Raw genomic sequence first — 16,950 nt, 5'->3', positions numbered from 1 at the left:
AGGACATTTGACGGAGAGACTTATCTCACAAAATAAAATAAAGTTGGCTCCTACTTTCTAACCACAAAGGACTGAACCGAGGGCATAAATTTAGAGGAGCTACACAGGAGGAAGAAATGGAGCAAACAACTTCTTAGCAAAAAAGAGGAGATTATATGCGTCAATCTAAAGCAGATATCATTTTGCATCCTTTTCGAATGAAAATCATCCAATATCTTGCGAAAGGCAATGCAACCGGCTATGAAATGGTAACCGGTCTACCTCAAATTCCACAGGCAACGCTCTATCGCCATCTGAATATCTTCTTAAAGAAAGAAAACATCATTGCTGTCATTGATGAAAAGCAAATTCGGGGTGCTGTCGAAAAGGCGTATTCGCTCCATAAGGATGGACCGAGAATCAATGCGGGTGATTTCAAGACCATGACCGAAGATGAGCAAATGCAGCTCCTAACCACCCTCTATTTTGACTTATTAAACAAAACGGAAGCATACATTAAAAGTGATCACACGATTGAAAAAAATCCTTTTGGTTCCAACAAGGTGGAACTTCACTTGACGGAAGACGAGTTTCATTGCATGCGCAAAGACCTCATCGACGTCTATAAGAAATACAATGCGAGAAGAACGAACAAGGACCAGCGCACCATTCATATGGTACAAATTTTTCTACCGGAACCTGGCGAAAAGTGGAACGAAGGAGAGTGAGTGCACCATGAAAAAAGCCTTATTATTAAGTGCATTATTCGCTTTGCTCGGCGCAATCGGGGGATACTTTGTGGCACAAGGTTTGGCTCTCAGCGGCAGTATCGATCTGCCTGATGAAAGCGTGCTTAGCCTGGCCCTAACGATTCAAGCAGGCGTCTTAACCTTTCTACTCAGTCTAATTGGCTTGCTACTACAAAAAAAGACGCCCTTTCAATTAATCGATAAAACAAAGGCACGAAGAGGCGCAGGTCTTGCCCTCTTATTCGGACTCATCACAGGATTCACGATTATCGCAAGCGACGCTGCGCTTTTTTCAAAACTTCTGCCAGAGTTAGAAACGAATCCCCCAACATTTTCGTTGTCCGGCTTACTCGGGGGCGTATTCTATGGAGGAATTGTCGAAGAAGTGATGATGCGCCTGCTCGGCATGACGCTCATCATTTTTCTCATTAGCAAAATCCGAAAAGGGAAAGAGCCAGCCAACAAGTCTTACTGGATCGCCATTATCCTTACAAGCTTGCTGTTTGCAGTTGGACATTTACCTGCAAATGCATTAATATTTGGCGATTTAAGCTTCGTTGTTACGACTAGAGCGCTAATTCTAAATGGCATCGGTGGCATGTTTTTCGGTTACCTTTATTGGAAGCATGGATTCGTGTTTAGCGTCCTTGCTCATATGGTTGCGCATATTGGAATGCAGGTCATTTTTATACCGATGTTTTATTAATCAATACAAAAGAAAAAAACCAGGTAACTTAATCACAGAAAAGATTAGATCCTGGTTTTCCTTTTTTCTTATAAGCTTATTGTCGGTCCTATTCTAAAACGCCCCAGATCCTCCGCCACCCCCACCTGCGCCTGTTCCCCCACCAGCACTGCTAGCAGCCGATACGGCGGTATGTTGATCTGCTTGATCAAAACCTGATTGAAAGGTTTCAGCAAGAAGAAGGTAAACCATCCAGTCATTATTGGGCGAGGCGTAAGTGGACATCTTACGTTTCCCCACCCCGATTTGATACAGCAAAGCAGGCACTTGTTCTTCTTTTTCCCACGATTTCCACTCATCGCTTAGCTTGAGCGGAGTCAGTTCCTCCTTCAATCTTCTTCCCTCTTCATTTAATGGACGATACGCAACGGCAAAAATAAGGAAGAAAACAAAAAGCAACGTAACCGAAAACATCCAGAAAAACAGTTCATGGTAAGCAAACAAAAAGATGCTTGCAAAAGATATTAATCCGGCAACACCTGAAATCCAGCGTGTCTTCACCGCTTTTTCAGTCAGGATATAGTGCTTATACTCTCTTCGTACTGCTTCCTTCCAGTCTGAGAAACTTCTTTGGTACTTCTCATGGTTTTTCTTCTGTTCCACATAACGTTCCAAATCATCGATGTGAAAAATAGGACTGGAAGCAATGTCATCAAACAACCATTCAATTAATCTCGTTTCGTGTTCATAATCCGTATTTCTACTCACAAGCTCAAATTCATTATCGGAGATTTTCTCAATCTTGCCCTTTCTCACAAGCTCGAGTAGAGAAGCGATAATGGCAGATGTTTTCAGGTTTCCAGATGTAAATAAAAGCGTTGCAGGTAAACTCATATTCGTATCAGGAAACCGTCCATTACCGCTAAGCTGTCGTTTCACTTCATTGCCAGTCTGCCTTTTTCTCATGATTGCCTGAACGATCAATCCAGTTGCAATTAGAAGCAGCACCCCAACAATCACGGGGGCAACGTCACTCCATTGCTCTTTCCCTGCTGTTTTTGCGGCTACTTCTGCATCCATTTTCTCTTTATCCGAAAGAATCTTATCAAGCACCGATTTTTCAGCTGTCAGAGAGGCATCAGGAAATAGCGATGCATCATACGCAACGCGAATATCCCCTTTCTCTTCGCTTGGGACTTTACCCAGGTGGAATACCACTGTCCCATCATCAATCGATTCAACCGAATCATAAGCTTCATCATAGCCGTACGCTGCCTTCACTTCTGCAGGTTCAGGAGGGACAACGGTGATCGTCATCATTTCGTAAGTACTTTCATTGCTATCATCGAAAAAAGGATAATAAAACTGAGCCACATCTTCAAACCGTTCCACACCTTGACTGATCGTGTAAGTGAGATCGACAGTAACGGTCTCATCAGAGCCCCCGCGGTAAACTTTATACAGGTCTCCCTCTTTCTTCACCTTAAGTTTCGCTCCATTTTCGGAAGCTTGAACGTTTTTTATCGTTGTCTTCTCTTTCGGAATCAGGGTTCTCGTCATGCCGTTAAAATCGCCATCAAATTGATACGTATGGGTTTCGGTGACATTTACCTGACCATCCTGGCGCAACTGGGCAGTAATATCCGTTGATTCAATCGAAAACGCAACGGCCCATGCATTTGTTGGAATAAGTAATAGAAATAGAAAAATACACAAACCTAGCATTTTTTTCATAGGCTTACCCTTCTTTCCCATACGTTTTGCACCTGCAATACTTTCACTCTATATACGGAGAAATAGGAGAAAAGTTACAAATCAATTGGAAACTAGTGAGTTTTTTCATACCATATTCTCTTGTCAAAAGAAGAAAAAATTAATGCAAACGGTTGCGTAAATGTTTCGTAGTAGTATATACTATTCAAGGAAAACGCTTTATCTTATTAATGAAGCATTCCTTTAGTATCTCACTATCACTAAGGAAGAAAGCCTTATTTATAAAGCGTTATCATGATGTAATTACCCTTATCAAAGGAACATACAAGTCACGACACGAACAGAAAATATTTTTTATCGTAAATGCAAGCGATTGCACATTTTAATCAATTTAATCGCATGATTCACGTCTCAATACATACTTACAGGAGGAGTACGATGTTACAAGAACAAGTTGCCACAACCAGTGAAAAACGATATCAAAAAGAATTACCTGCCCTGCCACTTACGACAATTTGGTTAATTAGCTTCGGATTTTTGGGCGTTCAGATGGCCTTTTCATTGCAAAGCGCCAATATGGGACGGATTTTCCAAACACTTGGTGCCGATCCTCACAATCTGGGAATCTTCTTCATCCTACCACCACTTGCAGGATTAGTCGTCCAGCCTTTAGTAGGTTATTTCTCCGATCGAACCTGGATACCAGGGCTTGGTCGCCGAATTCCTTATCTCCTCGTTGGAGCTGTTGTTGCCGTCATTGTGATGTGTCTCTTGCCCAATTCAGGTAGTTTTGGATTTACTGCAGTGACAGCGATGACGTTTGGCGCCATTGCCATTCTATTTATGGATGTTTCATCAAACATGGCGATGCAGCCATTTAAAATGATGGTTGGTGACATGGTAAACAAAGAACAAAAAGGGTTTGCCTACTCGATCCAAAGCTTTCTATCAAACAGTGGTGCTGTGTTAGCTAGTATTTTCCCGTTTCTCCTAACGATGATTGGCGTTTCAAACAGCGCTCCAAAAGGTGTTGTGCCACAATCAGTTGTCCTTTCCTTTTATGTTGGAGCTGGTGTCCTCATTGTCTGCAGTCTCATTACAGTATGGAAAGTAAAAGAGTATACACCAGATGAGTTTGCTGTTTATCACGGCATTACAAAAGAATCAACGAAAGAAAAAGTAAACATTTTTAAATTACTTGGAAGCGCTCCAAAAGTATTTTGGACCGTTACGCTCGTTCAATTATTCTGCTGGATGGGTTTTCAATACTTGTGGACATACGGTACAGGTGCCATTGCGTTAAACGTTTGGAATACTAGCGACCCTTCAAGTGCGGCGTACCAAGATGCCGGAAACTGGTTTGGGATTTTAACAGCGGTTCAGTCAATTGGCGCTGTCCTCTGGTCTCTAGCGTTATCTCGTATTCCTAATAACTCAAGAAAATTCTATTATGCGATTAGCTTATTACTAGGCGGAATCGGATTTGGGTCCGTCTTCTTCGTTCACAACCAGTGGGCACTGGTGATTTCCTTTACACTAATCGGAATCGCATGGGCCGCGATGATGACCTTCCCATTCACGATTCTAACGAATGCGCTGAAAGGGAATAATATGGGAACCTATCTTGGACTCTTTAACGGAAGCATTTGTTTGCCGCAGATCATTGCTTCTTGCTTAAGCTTTGTTCTGTTCCCACTGATTGGATCTTCTATGCCGTTTATGATTTTGCTTTCTGGCGTGTTCCTTGTGGTTGGGGCATTGTCTGTACCGATTATTAAGGAGACGTATGCGAAGTAAGCAAAGAATCAGCGGGAATCAGCGGGACGGTTCTGCTGATTCTGCTAACTTTATATAAACAAAAAACCAGGTGAATGAATCATGTGATCGATTCGTTCACCTGGTTTTTAAGTCTTGTTGTCATCAAAAACTTACTAGTACCCTATCATGACTTACTATCATATAACTTTCTTCTTTCTTATTTAAAGAATCACGAGAACCGTCCCCATGATGCCCTACCCCATCTTAGCCAACTGCTCATACACCTCACGCAAATTCGTAAATCCCATCTCCTGAATGATCTTCAGGTAATGACACCAAAGCTCAGCTGTCATTTTGGCATCGCCAAGGGCATGATGGCGATCTTTTACTTCAATCCCACAATTCGTACAGCAGTCTTCTAATTGAAACCCTTTTAACTCTGGCTCAGCAATTCGAATCAAAAAAGAAGTATCCACAATGCGATGGTCGAAATTGGCGCGCATTAAACTCCAAGTGGCATGCTGCATGAAGGCTTGTTCATGCTTGGCATGGTGCGCCACTAAGGTGTGCCCTTTAATAAATTCATAAAATCGAGCGAGTACATCTGATAGGGGTGGCGCTGAATCGAGATCTTCTGCTTTAATTCCCGTTAAGTTTGTCACCTCTTCAGATGGGGCTGTATTTGACTGAACGAGTGAATAAAACGTCTCATCCTGAATTGTTTCACCCGTTACCTTCACAGCACCAATTGACAGCATCGCATCGCCTTTATTCGGATAAAAACCAGTCGTTTCAAGATCAAATACAACAACGCGTAATTCATTTAAAGGAACTTCCAACGTGTTTTTCATTTTAATTTCTTTTTGCATCTGTCTTAACATGGAAATGTGATGAGGATTTGATTGATCTTGGATCGATGCGTACATGCTCGTATTCACTCTACCAGACAGCTGTTTTAAATATTGAACCATTTGATTCATCCGCATTTAGGAACACCCTTTTTCGATGGTCTTTGTGGTGTCATTGTATAGCTCAATTCCTGTTTTCATCATCTCTTTAAGCTCTTTCTTCTGTTCTTTCGGGAGAGAATCAATCGTCACGTAATGAACGGCTTCATAATTTTCTTGTTTTCCATAGACTAGGCGGAACTGCAAAAGCTGCCTAAATTTATCTTTGTAATCGTGATGTTTAAAGCGGCTCATTTCATCGGATAAAGAATCCAGTCTCGATAAAGTGGACGTTTTCATTACTCCATCCTTCATGGCAAGAAGTCGGACGGCATTCACATACGGAAATAAAGCCGTCTGTTTTAAATTGATTTCTCCCGTGTGGGAACCATGCGTTTCCACGAGTAGTTGACCGAATACACCGATCCCTTTTTGTAGCCGCATCGTATTATTCAACATTCTTTTTAATAAGAATGGTGATTCAACGATTTGAGTGTGGATAACATGTTTTAAATCTTTAATATACGACTCCCGCCCTACTAACACTCTTGCATCAATAAAAATCAATAAGTGGCGGATTGCTTCAAAACTTTCATCCTCCATCCAGTTTTCAAGCTGCCGTTTCCACTCTTCTATAGATTTACACCAAAGTGGATTGGACGCCATCACATTCCCATCACAGTATTCATATCCAACCGAATGCAGGCCATCCGATATTTCTTTTCCAAGCTTAAGAAAATAGTCATGCGCCTCGTTGCTCGGCATTTCATAAACAATCCCATGATCCTGATCGCTCCATAACGCTTGTTCAAACCGACCTCCGCTTCCCATTAAAAAAAATGAAAAAGGAGACGGGGGAGGCCCCCACTCTTTTTTCACTTTCTCTAATGCACGATGCACGACTTGACCGATCAGGTGATCATGGAAATGATTCAGCTCAGAATGATCTGTTGCAACATGCTTGATTTGTTGTTCTCTCATGTTCCTTAGATCTTCATAAGTATTACCATCTTCCATATCGACAGCCCCTTCGCTTTTCGATTAACCGGATTTTGAGCTGCTTTCTCCATGCTGCCCTGACTGGTGGCGCGTTTCCAAGAATTCTGGATAGCCATAGCTACCGTGCTCACTCAAATCAAGACCGATAATCTCTTCTTCTTCTGTGACACGTAAACCGTTAAGCACTTTCTTAATGATGACTAGCAGAATAAACGAAACAACAAATGCATATGCGCCACTCGCACCAACGCCAAGCGCTTGAACGCCTAGCTGTTCGAAACCACCACCGTAGAAAAGTCCTGGCTTCCCAACAGTCGCAAGTTCAGGTGTTGCAAACAAACCGTTTGATAACGTTCCCCATACACCTGCTACACCGTGAACAGATAACGCAAAGATCGGATCATCCACTTTCCGTTTTTCAAAAAATCTCATACTGTAAAACACAATGAATCCGGCAACGAGTCCAATGACAACGGCAGCCCACGTATCAACAAAAGCACAGGAAGCCGTAATCGCAACTAGTCCAGCTAATCCGCCGTTTAGCATTGTTGGTACATCTGCTTTTCCTGTCACTGCCCAGGCAACAAATAAGGCGGCAACAGCTCCAGCACCTGCTGCTAAGTTTGTATTCATCGCAACAAATCCGAAAAATGCAGCGTCTGCGGATAACGTACTACCTGCATTAAACCCGAACCAACCGACCCATAAGACAAGCACACCAAGTGCCGTAAATACCTGGTTGTGTCCGGCAATGTTGTTTGGAGAACCATCTTTATTGTATTTCCCAATTCGTGGTTTTAAAAGAATGGTTGCGGCAAAAGCGCCCATTGCCCCTGTTAAGTGAACAACGGTAGAACCAGCGAAGTCTTGTTTTCCATGCTCCGCTAACCAGCCACCGCCCCAAATCCAGTGCGCAATAACCGGATAAACGAGAACGGAAAATAATACCGCAAACAGAATATAAGCCGTTAATTTCGCACGTTCGGCAAAGCCACCAAACGCGATCGTTAAAGAAATTCCTGCGAACGCGAGCTGGAATAAGAAGAAAACAGGCCCCGAAAGTCCTAATCCTTCAATTTCATAACCTGAATAGAAAAAGTCTGTTAAACCGAAGAACCCATTTCCTTCTCCGAAAATTAACCCATATCCAACTGCCCAAAAGACCAGTGAAGCAATCCCAAATGTAAAGATTGTCTTACCAGCAATATGGCCAGCATTTTTCATTCGCGTTGAACCAGCTTCAAGTAAAATGAAGCCGCCTAGCATCAAAATAACCAGCACTGCTGAAAACATCACCCAAAGACTATTCATCAAAAACATCGAATCCATTCCAACTTCCCCTTTCATTTTTTCAGAACCCCAATAGACCACTGGTTTTTAGAAAATGTTAATTTATCTGACATTTATTATTATAAGTATTTTTGCATGAACAAAAATTGCCTTCAACAATCATGTTACATTATCTCTCCGACTATCTTTTCTTGATTAGTTAAGAATTACTGGAACGGTTGTGTCCATTCACACGCCTACAATTAACAAATAAAAAAGATGCCAACCTCTACAATGGCGAGCACCTTTATTTCTTTGGGTTATGATTCGCAAGTCTTTTTTAGGTGACAAAAAAATAAATTAATATCAATCCATCTAACGCCATGAAGGGGGCGAGGAATAATTAAAAGTCATCTTAAAACAAGGAATGAGTATCCTGTAGTTTTTGTACCTGGTCTTTTTGGTTCAATGAGTGATGTCATCATTCCGGGTACCGGAGATTGGCACTTTGGTGTGGCTGGAATTGTCTATAAGCCTTTTATCACGTTACTTGAAAAGGAATTAGGGCTCATTGAAGGAACAAATCTTTTTATCTCATATTACGATTGGCGAAAACCGATTCGTCATTCTGCAAAGCATTATTTATATGAAACGATACAGAAAGCAAAGGAAGTATCAAAACAAAAGAAAGTGAATATCATCTGCCATAGTATGGGGGGATTAGTAAGTAGAACCTATGCACAAAGCTTTTATTACAAGAACGACATTGATCAAATCATTATGATGTGTACGCCGAATGCAGGATCACCCCCTAACTTAAGCTATTGGACTGGCGGCTCTCTTCCAATTACTTCAGGAGAAAAGTTCAATCTGGTGCGGCTCTATATGGAAGCTTACTTATGGTTGCTTCCAAAGATCCACCATACCAACGAGCTAACCGCTATCCATCACTATTTTAAAGGGCTGCACGATATTGTCCCTAGCCATTCATTTGGAAGCTATTTGTTATGTAAACAATCATCGAATGGTTATACCCCCATCCCATATGATTCCATGAAAACCCAAAACAACATCCTCGATAACCTGAATTCGAAACCAAAGAAATTAAAAAAGAGAAAAATCGCGGTCACCCTCATTGCCGGAATTGGAGAAGAAACAATCGAATATTTTGAGGTTGTCCCTTCCTCTTCAAAAAAAGACTGGATTGATGGAAAAGTAATCAACGCGCTCAAAACTGAAGCTGGTGATGGGAACGCCGTGCTAAAAAGTGTGTTTGCTATCGATGGAGAGAAACATGTTGTAAAGGGAACTCATAATGAAGTTTTGTTTAAAAGTTTCGGGATCATTTCTGAAAAGCTTGAAATCGAGGATGCCATATTAAACGACTTTTATCTTCTCAATGAAGAATATTGCCTCTTATTACTAAAAGGGAAAGGGAAGATCGACATTTTTGAAAATGAAAAAAATTGCACCCTCAATCCGAACCACACTGGTTATTATCAATTACGTATAAACGATTTAACTTGCCTATTTTTATCAGAACAAATCCTTCAATCACACAGTGTAAACTATTCTCCAACGGAAAAAGAAACAATTTGCTATATCATCATTAGAAATAGTGAAAGATTAGAGAAAACTGTGGAGATTACTCCTCACACACCTTATAAGATTTTAGAATCAGGGGGACGGTTCTCTTGATTCAGGATTGGCAAAATAGAATAAAAAGCACTGCCAACAAGCCAAAAACTTAACTTAATCAAACGTTTGTTTAAGAATCATTTTTATAGTTTAATCACACGAAATAACCCCCGATAAACGAATAAGCTTTTCGTTTATCGGGGGTTACTTCTTATACTAGATCACGCATACTCCTCTTGCTTAGCCATCACCTTTTCACCTTTCACCCAAGTTTCCAGAACTTCAATGTCTTTTAATTGTTGAGGTTGAACTTCTCCTGGGTGAGCGGACAGGACAACAAAATCAGCCGTATGTCCTTTTTCAAGCTTGCCCTTCCTTTTTTCCTGAAACTCTAACTCTGCTCCTGTTGCGGTATAAGCATGGTAAATTTCATCAACTGAAAGACGCTCATCTGGGATCCAACCACCTTCTGGCTTCCCTTCTTCATCCTGTCGTGTCACAGCTGCGTAAATGTGCATCATTGGTGACAGGGGGCCAATCGGGCAATCCGAGCTTCCGGTAAACGGAATACCCATCTTGCTGACTGTTTTCCATGGATTACAATACTTTTCTTGTTCGTTCCCTACCCAATCAGCTGTTTGGTCATATTCATTCATCATGAAGCCCGGCTGAATTTCAAGATAAGGTTTGATTTTCTTTAACCGCTCCAATAAGTCCGGCGCAAGAATTTGGGCATGGATAATACGATGGCGCATTTTGCCTGCCCCTACCTTTTCAATGGCATTGATCGCCTGCTCAACCGTTCGGTCACCGATGGCATGCATGGTTACCTGCATGTTGTTGTCATCTGCCATTTTCACCATTTCATCAAGCTCTTCCTGTGAATAAATCAACGTGCCGCTTGTTTCTGGCTGATCATGATAAGCCTGTCTTAACGCTGCCGTATGAAGGCGCTGAGTGCCATCCAGGAAAATTTTAAAAGCGCCCATTCGAACACGATCAGAACCGTCGCCTGTTCGTCGCTCATAGTGATTTAAATACTCCTTCATATTATCAAGGTTGTACACGTAATGATGGAGGTGAACCTGAACGGGGAGGTCGCCTTCTTTTTCTAGTTTTCGATAGCTGTTCCAGACGCGATCAAATGCCCCGGTGTAATTCAAATCATCTGTATGGATTGATGTAATCCCGTGCTTAAGTAAATGAGGAACGGCATCATATATCGCTTCATACACCTCATCCTCTGTTTTCTGTCTAAAGTGAAATTTAATAAAATGAACAGCAGAGTCCTTAAATCGGCCAGTCCAATTTCCGTTTTCATCTTTTTCAATAAATGTGTCATGATTCTTTTCAAGATCATCATGTTCCTTAATAATCTCTAAGGCGAGATCATTCACGATGCACTCATGACCATCATCATGAAGAAAAAACATCGGCTTCTCATATTCCAATTCATCCAGGTCCTGAGCAGTTAAGAGATGATCGAGATCGGTAAACTGACTATCAATTAATCCCCTCCCAATCACCCACTCGTTTTCTTCCATTTTCTCTTCCGTGTACCGATCTCGTACAATTTGTTTCATTTCTTCCCAAGTCGTCACCTCTCGTAAATCCAGTTCTTTCTTCATTAACCCGTAGCGAAGCAAATGCAAGTGCGTATCATTAAAAGAAGGCGCAATGGTTTTTCCTTGCCCATCAATCACATCAGTTTGATCGCCCTCATAGTCCCCGTCTCCAACATAAGAAATTTTCCCGTCATCGACCACAAGATGACCTTTTTCAATGGTTTCTTTTCCAGGTTGATAGATTTTCACGTTGTTAATGACAGACATACTTTCACTCCTTGTTGTATTGGAATTCTATTGATTATCTACCCCTTGTTAGAGAAATTATTCACTGAATTAAATGGAAGGTATTACTGAGTTATTTACTTTAAAAGAAGAGGTAACGAGATGTTGAGTTGCGCGGTGATCTAGTAGTTTGGTTCACCTGGTGTTTAATAAAATTAGAGAGTTTATTTATGCATGTCATTTAATCCTGAGAAAAGCCAATTAACTGAAGGTTGCACACTTCCCAATAAATAATTACCTCCTTTCATTTAAAGAAGGTGTAATATTGATCTTCAATAAATGAATAAATTTCTCAAACTTAGGTGCCCTGCCCCTATTCCAAGAACAGTTCCACTAATTTAAAAAAGTTCTTTTCTCATTGAGAAAAGAACTTTTTCTACAATGTTTCCCTTCTTAGTGGGAAGAGGAAACTGTCCCCATCTCTCAAATTAGGAATTTTATAGGAATAAGAAGAGGGAGACTCAATGAAACGGTGAGTTAAACAAACGTTTGATTACCACTCAAAACAATTAACAAATCCAACACTCACGCATAACAGTTTGTAATTAAAAGTTAACACCACCTTCATAGAGGACCGTTACACTCTAGGTAACGACATCTTCAGGAGGCTACTAAACTATGAAAAATCATAAAAACATGATCGCAGCTATCATCCTATCTGTCATGTTTATCGGGCCATTATCAGCATTTTCTGCTAACAACCCATTAGGTACCGTGGATAAATTGGATGGGGGAATCGGAAGCACAACTCACTTCATGGATGAAGCTCCTAACATCTCAGTAGATCCGAAAGTGAACGATATCATCGCCCCCCTTTTTGGAACACCTGCCATTAAAGAGAATGGACAAACGTTAACTGTCAAAATGGATAGTCATGGGAAAGAAGCAGGGGGATGGCGTGTTAAGCTTAAGCCAACGAACCATTCAGCCTTTACAGAAACATATGAATTGCCAGTTGAGAATGTTTCAACAGGACAATCCCACTGGAAAAAGGCATCAAAAATGTATGATGTAGCAGTTACCATTCCTGAAAATGTTCCAGAAGAACTGTATGACCTTGAAGTATCGTATACAGCAAATGGTCAACGACAAACTGATGAACAACCGCATTCAGTAAAAGTAATAAAAGAGTACAATAAAGATTTTACCTTCTTACACTTAACAGATATACATGTTGGTTCCCCGCGTAATTTGGGTAGTACGGATGATCTCTCAACCGTGAGCGCAGGTCGCCTGAAAGAAACCGGCATGTGGAACCCCGACGAAGAAAAGCGCTGGCTTTACCTTCAAAAAGCCATTAAAGAAGTGAACTTGAAAAATCCTGATTTCGTTGTTGTAACAGGGGATTTGATGTTCGGTCAAATGAACCCGCAAGAATACATCTACGAATATGAAGAAACGTACAGAATGCTCCAAAAGCTAGACGTCCCAGTTTATCTCGTTCCAGGAAATCACGATTACTATGCGCAGGACGCGACACTAACGGACGGTGCGAAATATTGGGAGCAATATTTTGGACCTCAGTACTTCTCGTTTGATTACGGTCCATATGCCCACTTCATCGGATATAACTCGTTCGACTGGAATAAGTTCGACCGCAGTGGTAATGGTACAGTCTCTGTCCCAACTTGGGGTGGACAAATCCGTGAGAAACAATTGAATTGGATTAAAGAGGACCTTGCTGATAATGCGAAAACAGCTCAACAAAGTCAAATCACCGGGTTGTTCTCTCATCACAATCCTCTCTGGCAGGATCGTGACATCTGGCCACAAGAGGATCCTGACGTACAAAAGTACTGGAAACAGTACGACGAGCAACACGATCCACAAAAACTGGATACTCTCATTCTAGGAGAAAAGCTGGGGCTCGATTATGACCAGCAGTGGCACGGGGAAAATGCGAACGAGTTAATCGACGTTATGAAGCAATACAATGTGGACTTAAGCCTTCACGGTCACACGCATATTGACAATGTAACTGAAAAAGACGGCATTCTCTACACGACAACAACCGCGATTGAGCTAAGCGGGAAGCCATGGGTTGGCTTCCGTCCATTCAAGGTAAAAAACGGAGAAATCGTTGATTACAACTACGAAGAACCAGGCCACTCCGTCCCTGTCTATGAACATGGCGATACGGAAAGCGGCGTTATGTCTCTAGAATCAACTTTTACCAACCCGAATGACGGAACAGCTGCAAGTCAAACTGTTACGATTACAAACCGATTGAAGAAGGACATGACAGTAAGTGTACCGATGTATTTAGTCAAAGGCGATTATCAGGCTTCGGAAGGCACAGTGAAGCAGAACGTTACATCTGGTAACAAGCAGTATGTTGAAGTTGAAATTACTGTACCCGCTAACAGCACAAAAGAGATTAACGTAAACTAAGAATCACCGGCGAATCACCGGGACGGTTCTACTGATTCATTTTCACACAAAATTTAAATAAACCAGGTGATCTAATCTACTGATTAGATCACCTGGTTTTTCTTTGAGGTTAAAGAAATCAAAGACGATTTTTCACCTATCCACCAGTAATTTATTATCTACTATCTAAAATTTCTGAATGAATCATGAGAACCGTTCCGCCGATTCTAAAAGAAAACAAGCCTCTTTAATCGCTTCTAAAGCTCGTTCGTTATACGGCGAGACATTCAAGTACCTTCTTAAAAAGTTCTTTTATAAGTAGTAACTACATTTTCATCTGTCTCGTACCGTCGTCCAGTTTTACATATCAAATTGCACTTAAGTAATTAATAATTTCAGATTTTTCAATAACCTTTCGAGAGGTCGGTAAATCTCTAAACTCGAGAATCGGAATATGAATCTCTATTAATGATTCAATTTCCTGAAGTGGAACTTCTTTTACAAATACGAACTGCTCTTGCTTATAGAAGTCGAATTTTTTTGCTACTACATAGCTATTTGTAAAAAGCGAAATTTTCTTTTCCTGGATATTAAAAGGTCCCAAAGACAATGTTTCAAACTCTTCTCCTTTATAATTGGCATTCACTTTTATCTCAAAAACTAAATCTAACTCTTCTATCTTGACCCTTTTTATAAAAAAGTCATTGTGTTTTTTTCCTAAAACATCTACATAAAATGAAAATCCATTTTCTAAATCTGTAGGATCTTCACTCATTAACTCCAGAATATCATCGTCCATATCTAACTTATAAACATTATTATTATATTTTGCATAATTCGTATTCATAATATTTTCCTCCATTTATTCTACTAACAACCATCCCATTTTCTTATCATAGATAAACATTGTTGATACTTGACCGTCATTAGCATCAACCACTTTTAATATATCCCCTTTAGAAAAAGGCCTCTCATTTTGGTAGAACTCTGGAAGAATGACTTCTTTACTTCCAGTAAATCCTCTCCCAGTATAAGGATAAGAGTCAGGAGTAGCTTCCCAGTCTGGAACTGATAAAAGCTCTGGGTTATTTACTTTATAATTAATTACCCCAAAGTATCTATCTGGATCACCAGTTGACTCAGATATACCGTCAATACCTTTAGTGATTTTAAAAGGCGTATTGTTGTAATCCAAACGAGCACCTTTTATGTTATCTTCTAATGTTACTAAGTTAATAGTATGATCTTTGACTGCTGTGAAGCCCCTAATTCCCTTGAAACTAGGATTATAAAGATAATTATAAATATCTTTTTGAGGAATTACTTTAGCCATTACAGTATTGTGGCAAGTATTCCTTATGAGCTTCAAGTAGCTCATCAAGTACATTTTTTGCTGCATTTGCTGAATGAACTAATGGATTCGCACATAAAGCTTGAAGTGCGGTGTGATAATCACCAGTGATGGCAGCTTGAATAGTTAATTCCTCATAAGCCTTCACAGCCTGGAGAAGTCCTGATATTTTTAATGGTGCCTTTCCTGTAGCCAGTGGCTTCAAAACTTTTTTTCCGATAATTGCATTCGTTTCAATAACCACATGATCAGGTAAGTTCGAAATAGCACCATTATTCCTAACGTTAACAGGCTGAATATCTTTGCGATCATTATGAATGGAGTCAATTAAATTGATTGCAGCCACAGAATAATAGGCTCCCCCTCTTTGGGAAAGTTGGTCTGGTTTTTCATCTAAATTCGGTTGGTTGTAGATAGTAAATAACTCTTCATCTAATTTCTTTACAATTTCTCCACGTGTTCCTTTTAGGCTAGCCTGTTCTTTTTCAATTTGATACATTTCATCAGTTAAATAATAATAGCGATGATAATCACATGGCACCATACCAAGTGATTTCAAAAAGACTGGATCCCATTTTGCACCTTGAATATTCTTCATACTTGGTGTCGCATTTGCCATCAATTCGAGCACTTTCTCCGTTACTTCTTCTCCATTCAAGTAAACACTTTCGCCCCACACAAGGTGATTCAGTCCGATGTAATCGATCGATACTTCTTCTGCGTCCACATTAAGTAACCTTGCAGAGAGAAATTTAAGACCGATTGGAACATTACATAGTCCAACAGTTGAAATGGAGGTATGATTAATAACTGCCTCGGTAACCATTCCGCTTGGATTTGTAAAATTCACTAACCAGGCGTTAGGACAATAGGTTTCCATATCCTTGCACAGATCTAGCGTCACGGGAATAGTCCTTAGTGCTTTTGCAAAACCACCTGGTCCAACAGTCTCTTGACCGATTACCCCATGTTTTAACGGTATTTTTTCATCAAGGATTCGAGCATTTAAACCTCCGGCACGAAATTGACTAAGCACATAGTGAGCGTTTAAAAGTGCTGCTTTTCGATCTGTTGTATGTTCAACTTTTACATCGATCTTCGCTCGCTTGAACATCCGCTTTGAAAGCTCTGCCATAGTCGTTAACTTATTTATCGCCTCTGGAAGATCAAAGAGCACTAATTCTGTAAGAGGAAACGTAGCCTGCTTTTTGATTAGACCTTCAATAATTTCGGGGGTATAACTACTCCCTCCCCCAATAATGGCAACTTTTAACCCATCCACCTCAAACGCTCCTTTCCGCTAATTCTTGAACCATGGTTTCAAGTTTTCTTTGTTTGTAAACCATATCCAGCATTTCTTCGATTAAATCTTTCTGAGCCATCGCATTCATTAGATGGTCTTGCGCATGCACCAGAAGTAAGGGAATATGACCAAGTCGGTCTTGTGAATCATTTTGGATTAACTTGGTTTGAATTTTGTGCGCTTTCAATAAGCTTGTTGTGGCTGCTTTTAACTGATCTCCTGCTTGGTTTATATGACCTGCTTTTGCGCTTCGTAACGCTTCAAAAGCTTCCGATTTAGCAGTAGATGCTTCAAGTATTAATTGCATACAGCTTTGTTCGATATCCATTACTAGCAAAA

13 protein-coding genes and 1 pseudogene are annotated in these 16,950 nt (G+C 40.5%); 5 read left to right on the top strand and 9 right to left on the bottom strand.

Translation table 11 applies throughout. The features are described 5' to 3' along the window. The first annotated feature begins 155 nt into the window (after positions 1–155). Together LC090_RS02235 and LC090_RS02230 are read left to right on the top strand one after the other, a co-directional pair. Positions 156–707: a hypothetical protein gene (locus LC090_RS02235; protein ID WP_226654849.1), complete on the top strand. Its 552-nt coding sequence runs from the start codon at positions 156–158 to the stop codon at positions 705–707. Positions 708–714: 7 nt separating this feature from the next. Beyond that, positions 715–1,434, top strand: coding sequence for a CPBP family intramembrane glutamic endopeptidase (locus LC090_RS02230; RefSeq protein ID WP_226654847.1), 720 nt, complete (start codon positions 715–717; stop codon positions 1,432–1,434). Positions 1,435–1,527: 93 nt separating this feature from the next. Here the strand turns inward: LC090_RS02230 and LC090_RS02225 are convergent, their stop codons facing one another. Continuing rightward, complete coding sequence (locus LC090_RS02225) at positions 1,528–3,147, bottom strand: DUF2207 domain-containing protein (protein WP_226654845.1); 1,620 nt, start codon at positions 3,145–3,147, stop codon at positions 1,528–1,530. Between the two features lie 417 nt (positions 3,148–3,564). On the opposite strand from LC090_RS02225, the gene LC090_RS02220 reads away from it, so the two are divergent. Then, a complete protein-coding gene (locus LC090_RS02220) occupies positions 3,565–4,923 on the top strand; it encodes an SLC45 family MFS transporter (RefSeq protein ID WP_226654843.1) in 1,359 nt (452 codons plus the stop codon). 215 nt (positions 4,924–5,138) lie between these two features. On the opposite strand, the gene LC090_RS02215 is transcribed toward LC090_RS02220, so the two are convergent. The 3 genes from LC090_RS02215 to LC090_RS02205 are packed head-to-tail and all read right to left on the bottom strand — an operon-like array spanning position 5,139 to position 8,159. Further along, positions 5,139–5,870: an exonuclease domain-containing protein gene (locus LC090_RS02215; protein WP_226654841.1), complete on the bottom strand. Its 732-nt coding sequence runs from the start codon at positions 5,868–5,870 to the stop codon at positions 5,139–5,141. Continuing rightward, entirely contained in the window at positions 5,871–6,848 is a 978-nt protein-coding gene (locus LC090_RS02210; protein ID WP_226654838.1) for a DUF294 nucleotidyltransferase-like domain-containing protein, read from the bottom strand. Between the two features lie 24 nt (positions 6,849–6,872). After that, entirely contained in the window at positions 6,873–8,159 is a 1,287-nt protein-coding gene (locus LC090_RS02205; protein ID WP_226654836.1) for an ammonium transporter, read from the bottom strand. 408 nt (positions 8,160–8,567) lie between these two features. Between LC090_RS02205 and LC090_RS02200 the strand changes: the two are divergent. After that, positions 8,568–9,458 (top strand): annotated as a pseudogene (locus tag LC090_RS02200) (esterase/lipase family protein); the annotation flags it as partial. 500 nt (positions 9,459–9,958) lie between these two features. On the opposite strand, the gene LC090_RS02195 reads toward LC090_RS02200, so the two are convergent. After that, positions 9,959–11,569: an amidohydrolase gene (locus LC090_RS02195; protein ID WP_226654835.1), complete on the bottom strand. Its 1,611-nt coding sequence runs from the start codon at positions 11,567–11,569 to the stop codon at positions 9,959–9,961. Between the two features lie 636 nt (positions 11,570–12,205). Here LC090_RS02195 and LC090_RS02190 point away from each other — a divergent pair. Beyond that, positions 12,206–13,978, top strand: coding sequence for a metallophosphoesterase family protein (locus tag LC090_RS02190; RefSeq protein ID WP_226654834.1), 1,773 nt, complete (start codon positions 12,206–12,208; stop codon positions 13,976–13,978). Between the two features lie 346 nt (positions 13,979–14,324). Here the strand turns inward: LC090_RS02190 and LC090_RS02185 are convergent, their stop codons facing one another. Genes LC090_RS02185 through LC090_RS02170 form a run of 4 tightly spaced genes read right to left on the bottom strand, consistent with a single transcriptional unit; the run spans position 14,325 to position 16,939 of the window. Beyond that, the gene (locus LC090_RS02185; protein ID WP_226654833.1) at positions 14,325–14,804 is read right to left on the bottom strand and encodes a hypothetical protein; all 480 of its coding nucleotides are present in this window, start codon (positions 14,802–14,804) and stop codon (positions 14,325–14,327) included. Positions 14,805–14,819: 15 nt separating this feature from the next. Next, on the bottom strand, positions 14,820–15,290 hold the full coding sequence (locus LC090_RS02180) for a hypothetical protein (protein ID WP_226654832.1): 471 nt from the start codon (positions 15,288–15,290) through the stop codon (positions 14,820–14,822). Beyond that, complete coding sequence (locus LC090_RS02175; RefSeq protein ID WP_226654831.1) at positions 15,283–16,590, bottom strand: 6-phospho-beta-glucosidase; 1,308 nt, start codon at positions 16,588–16,590, stop codon at positions 15,283–15,285. Before LC090_RS02175 ends, LC090_RS02180 begins: the two co-directional genes overlap by 8 nt. A gap of 1 nt (position 16,591) precedes the next feature. After that, the gene (locus LC090_RS02170) at positions 16,592–16,939 is read right to left on the bottom strand and encodes a PTS lactose/cellobiose transporter subunit IIA (protein ID WP_226654830.1); all 348 of its coding nucleotides are present in this window, start codon (positions 16,937–16,939) and stop codon (positions 16,592–16,594) included. Positions 16,940–16,950: the final 11 nt, after the last annotated feature.

The organism is Guptibacillus hwajinpoensis (assembly GCF_020524165.1).
Taxonomy (GTDB): domain Bacteria; phylum Bacillota; class Bacilli; order Bacillales; family Guptibacillaceae; genus Guptibacillus; species Guptibacillus hwajinpoensis_D.
This window is presented reverse-complemented; position numbering and strand designations above follow the sequence as displayed.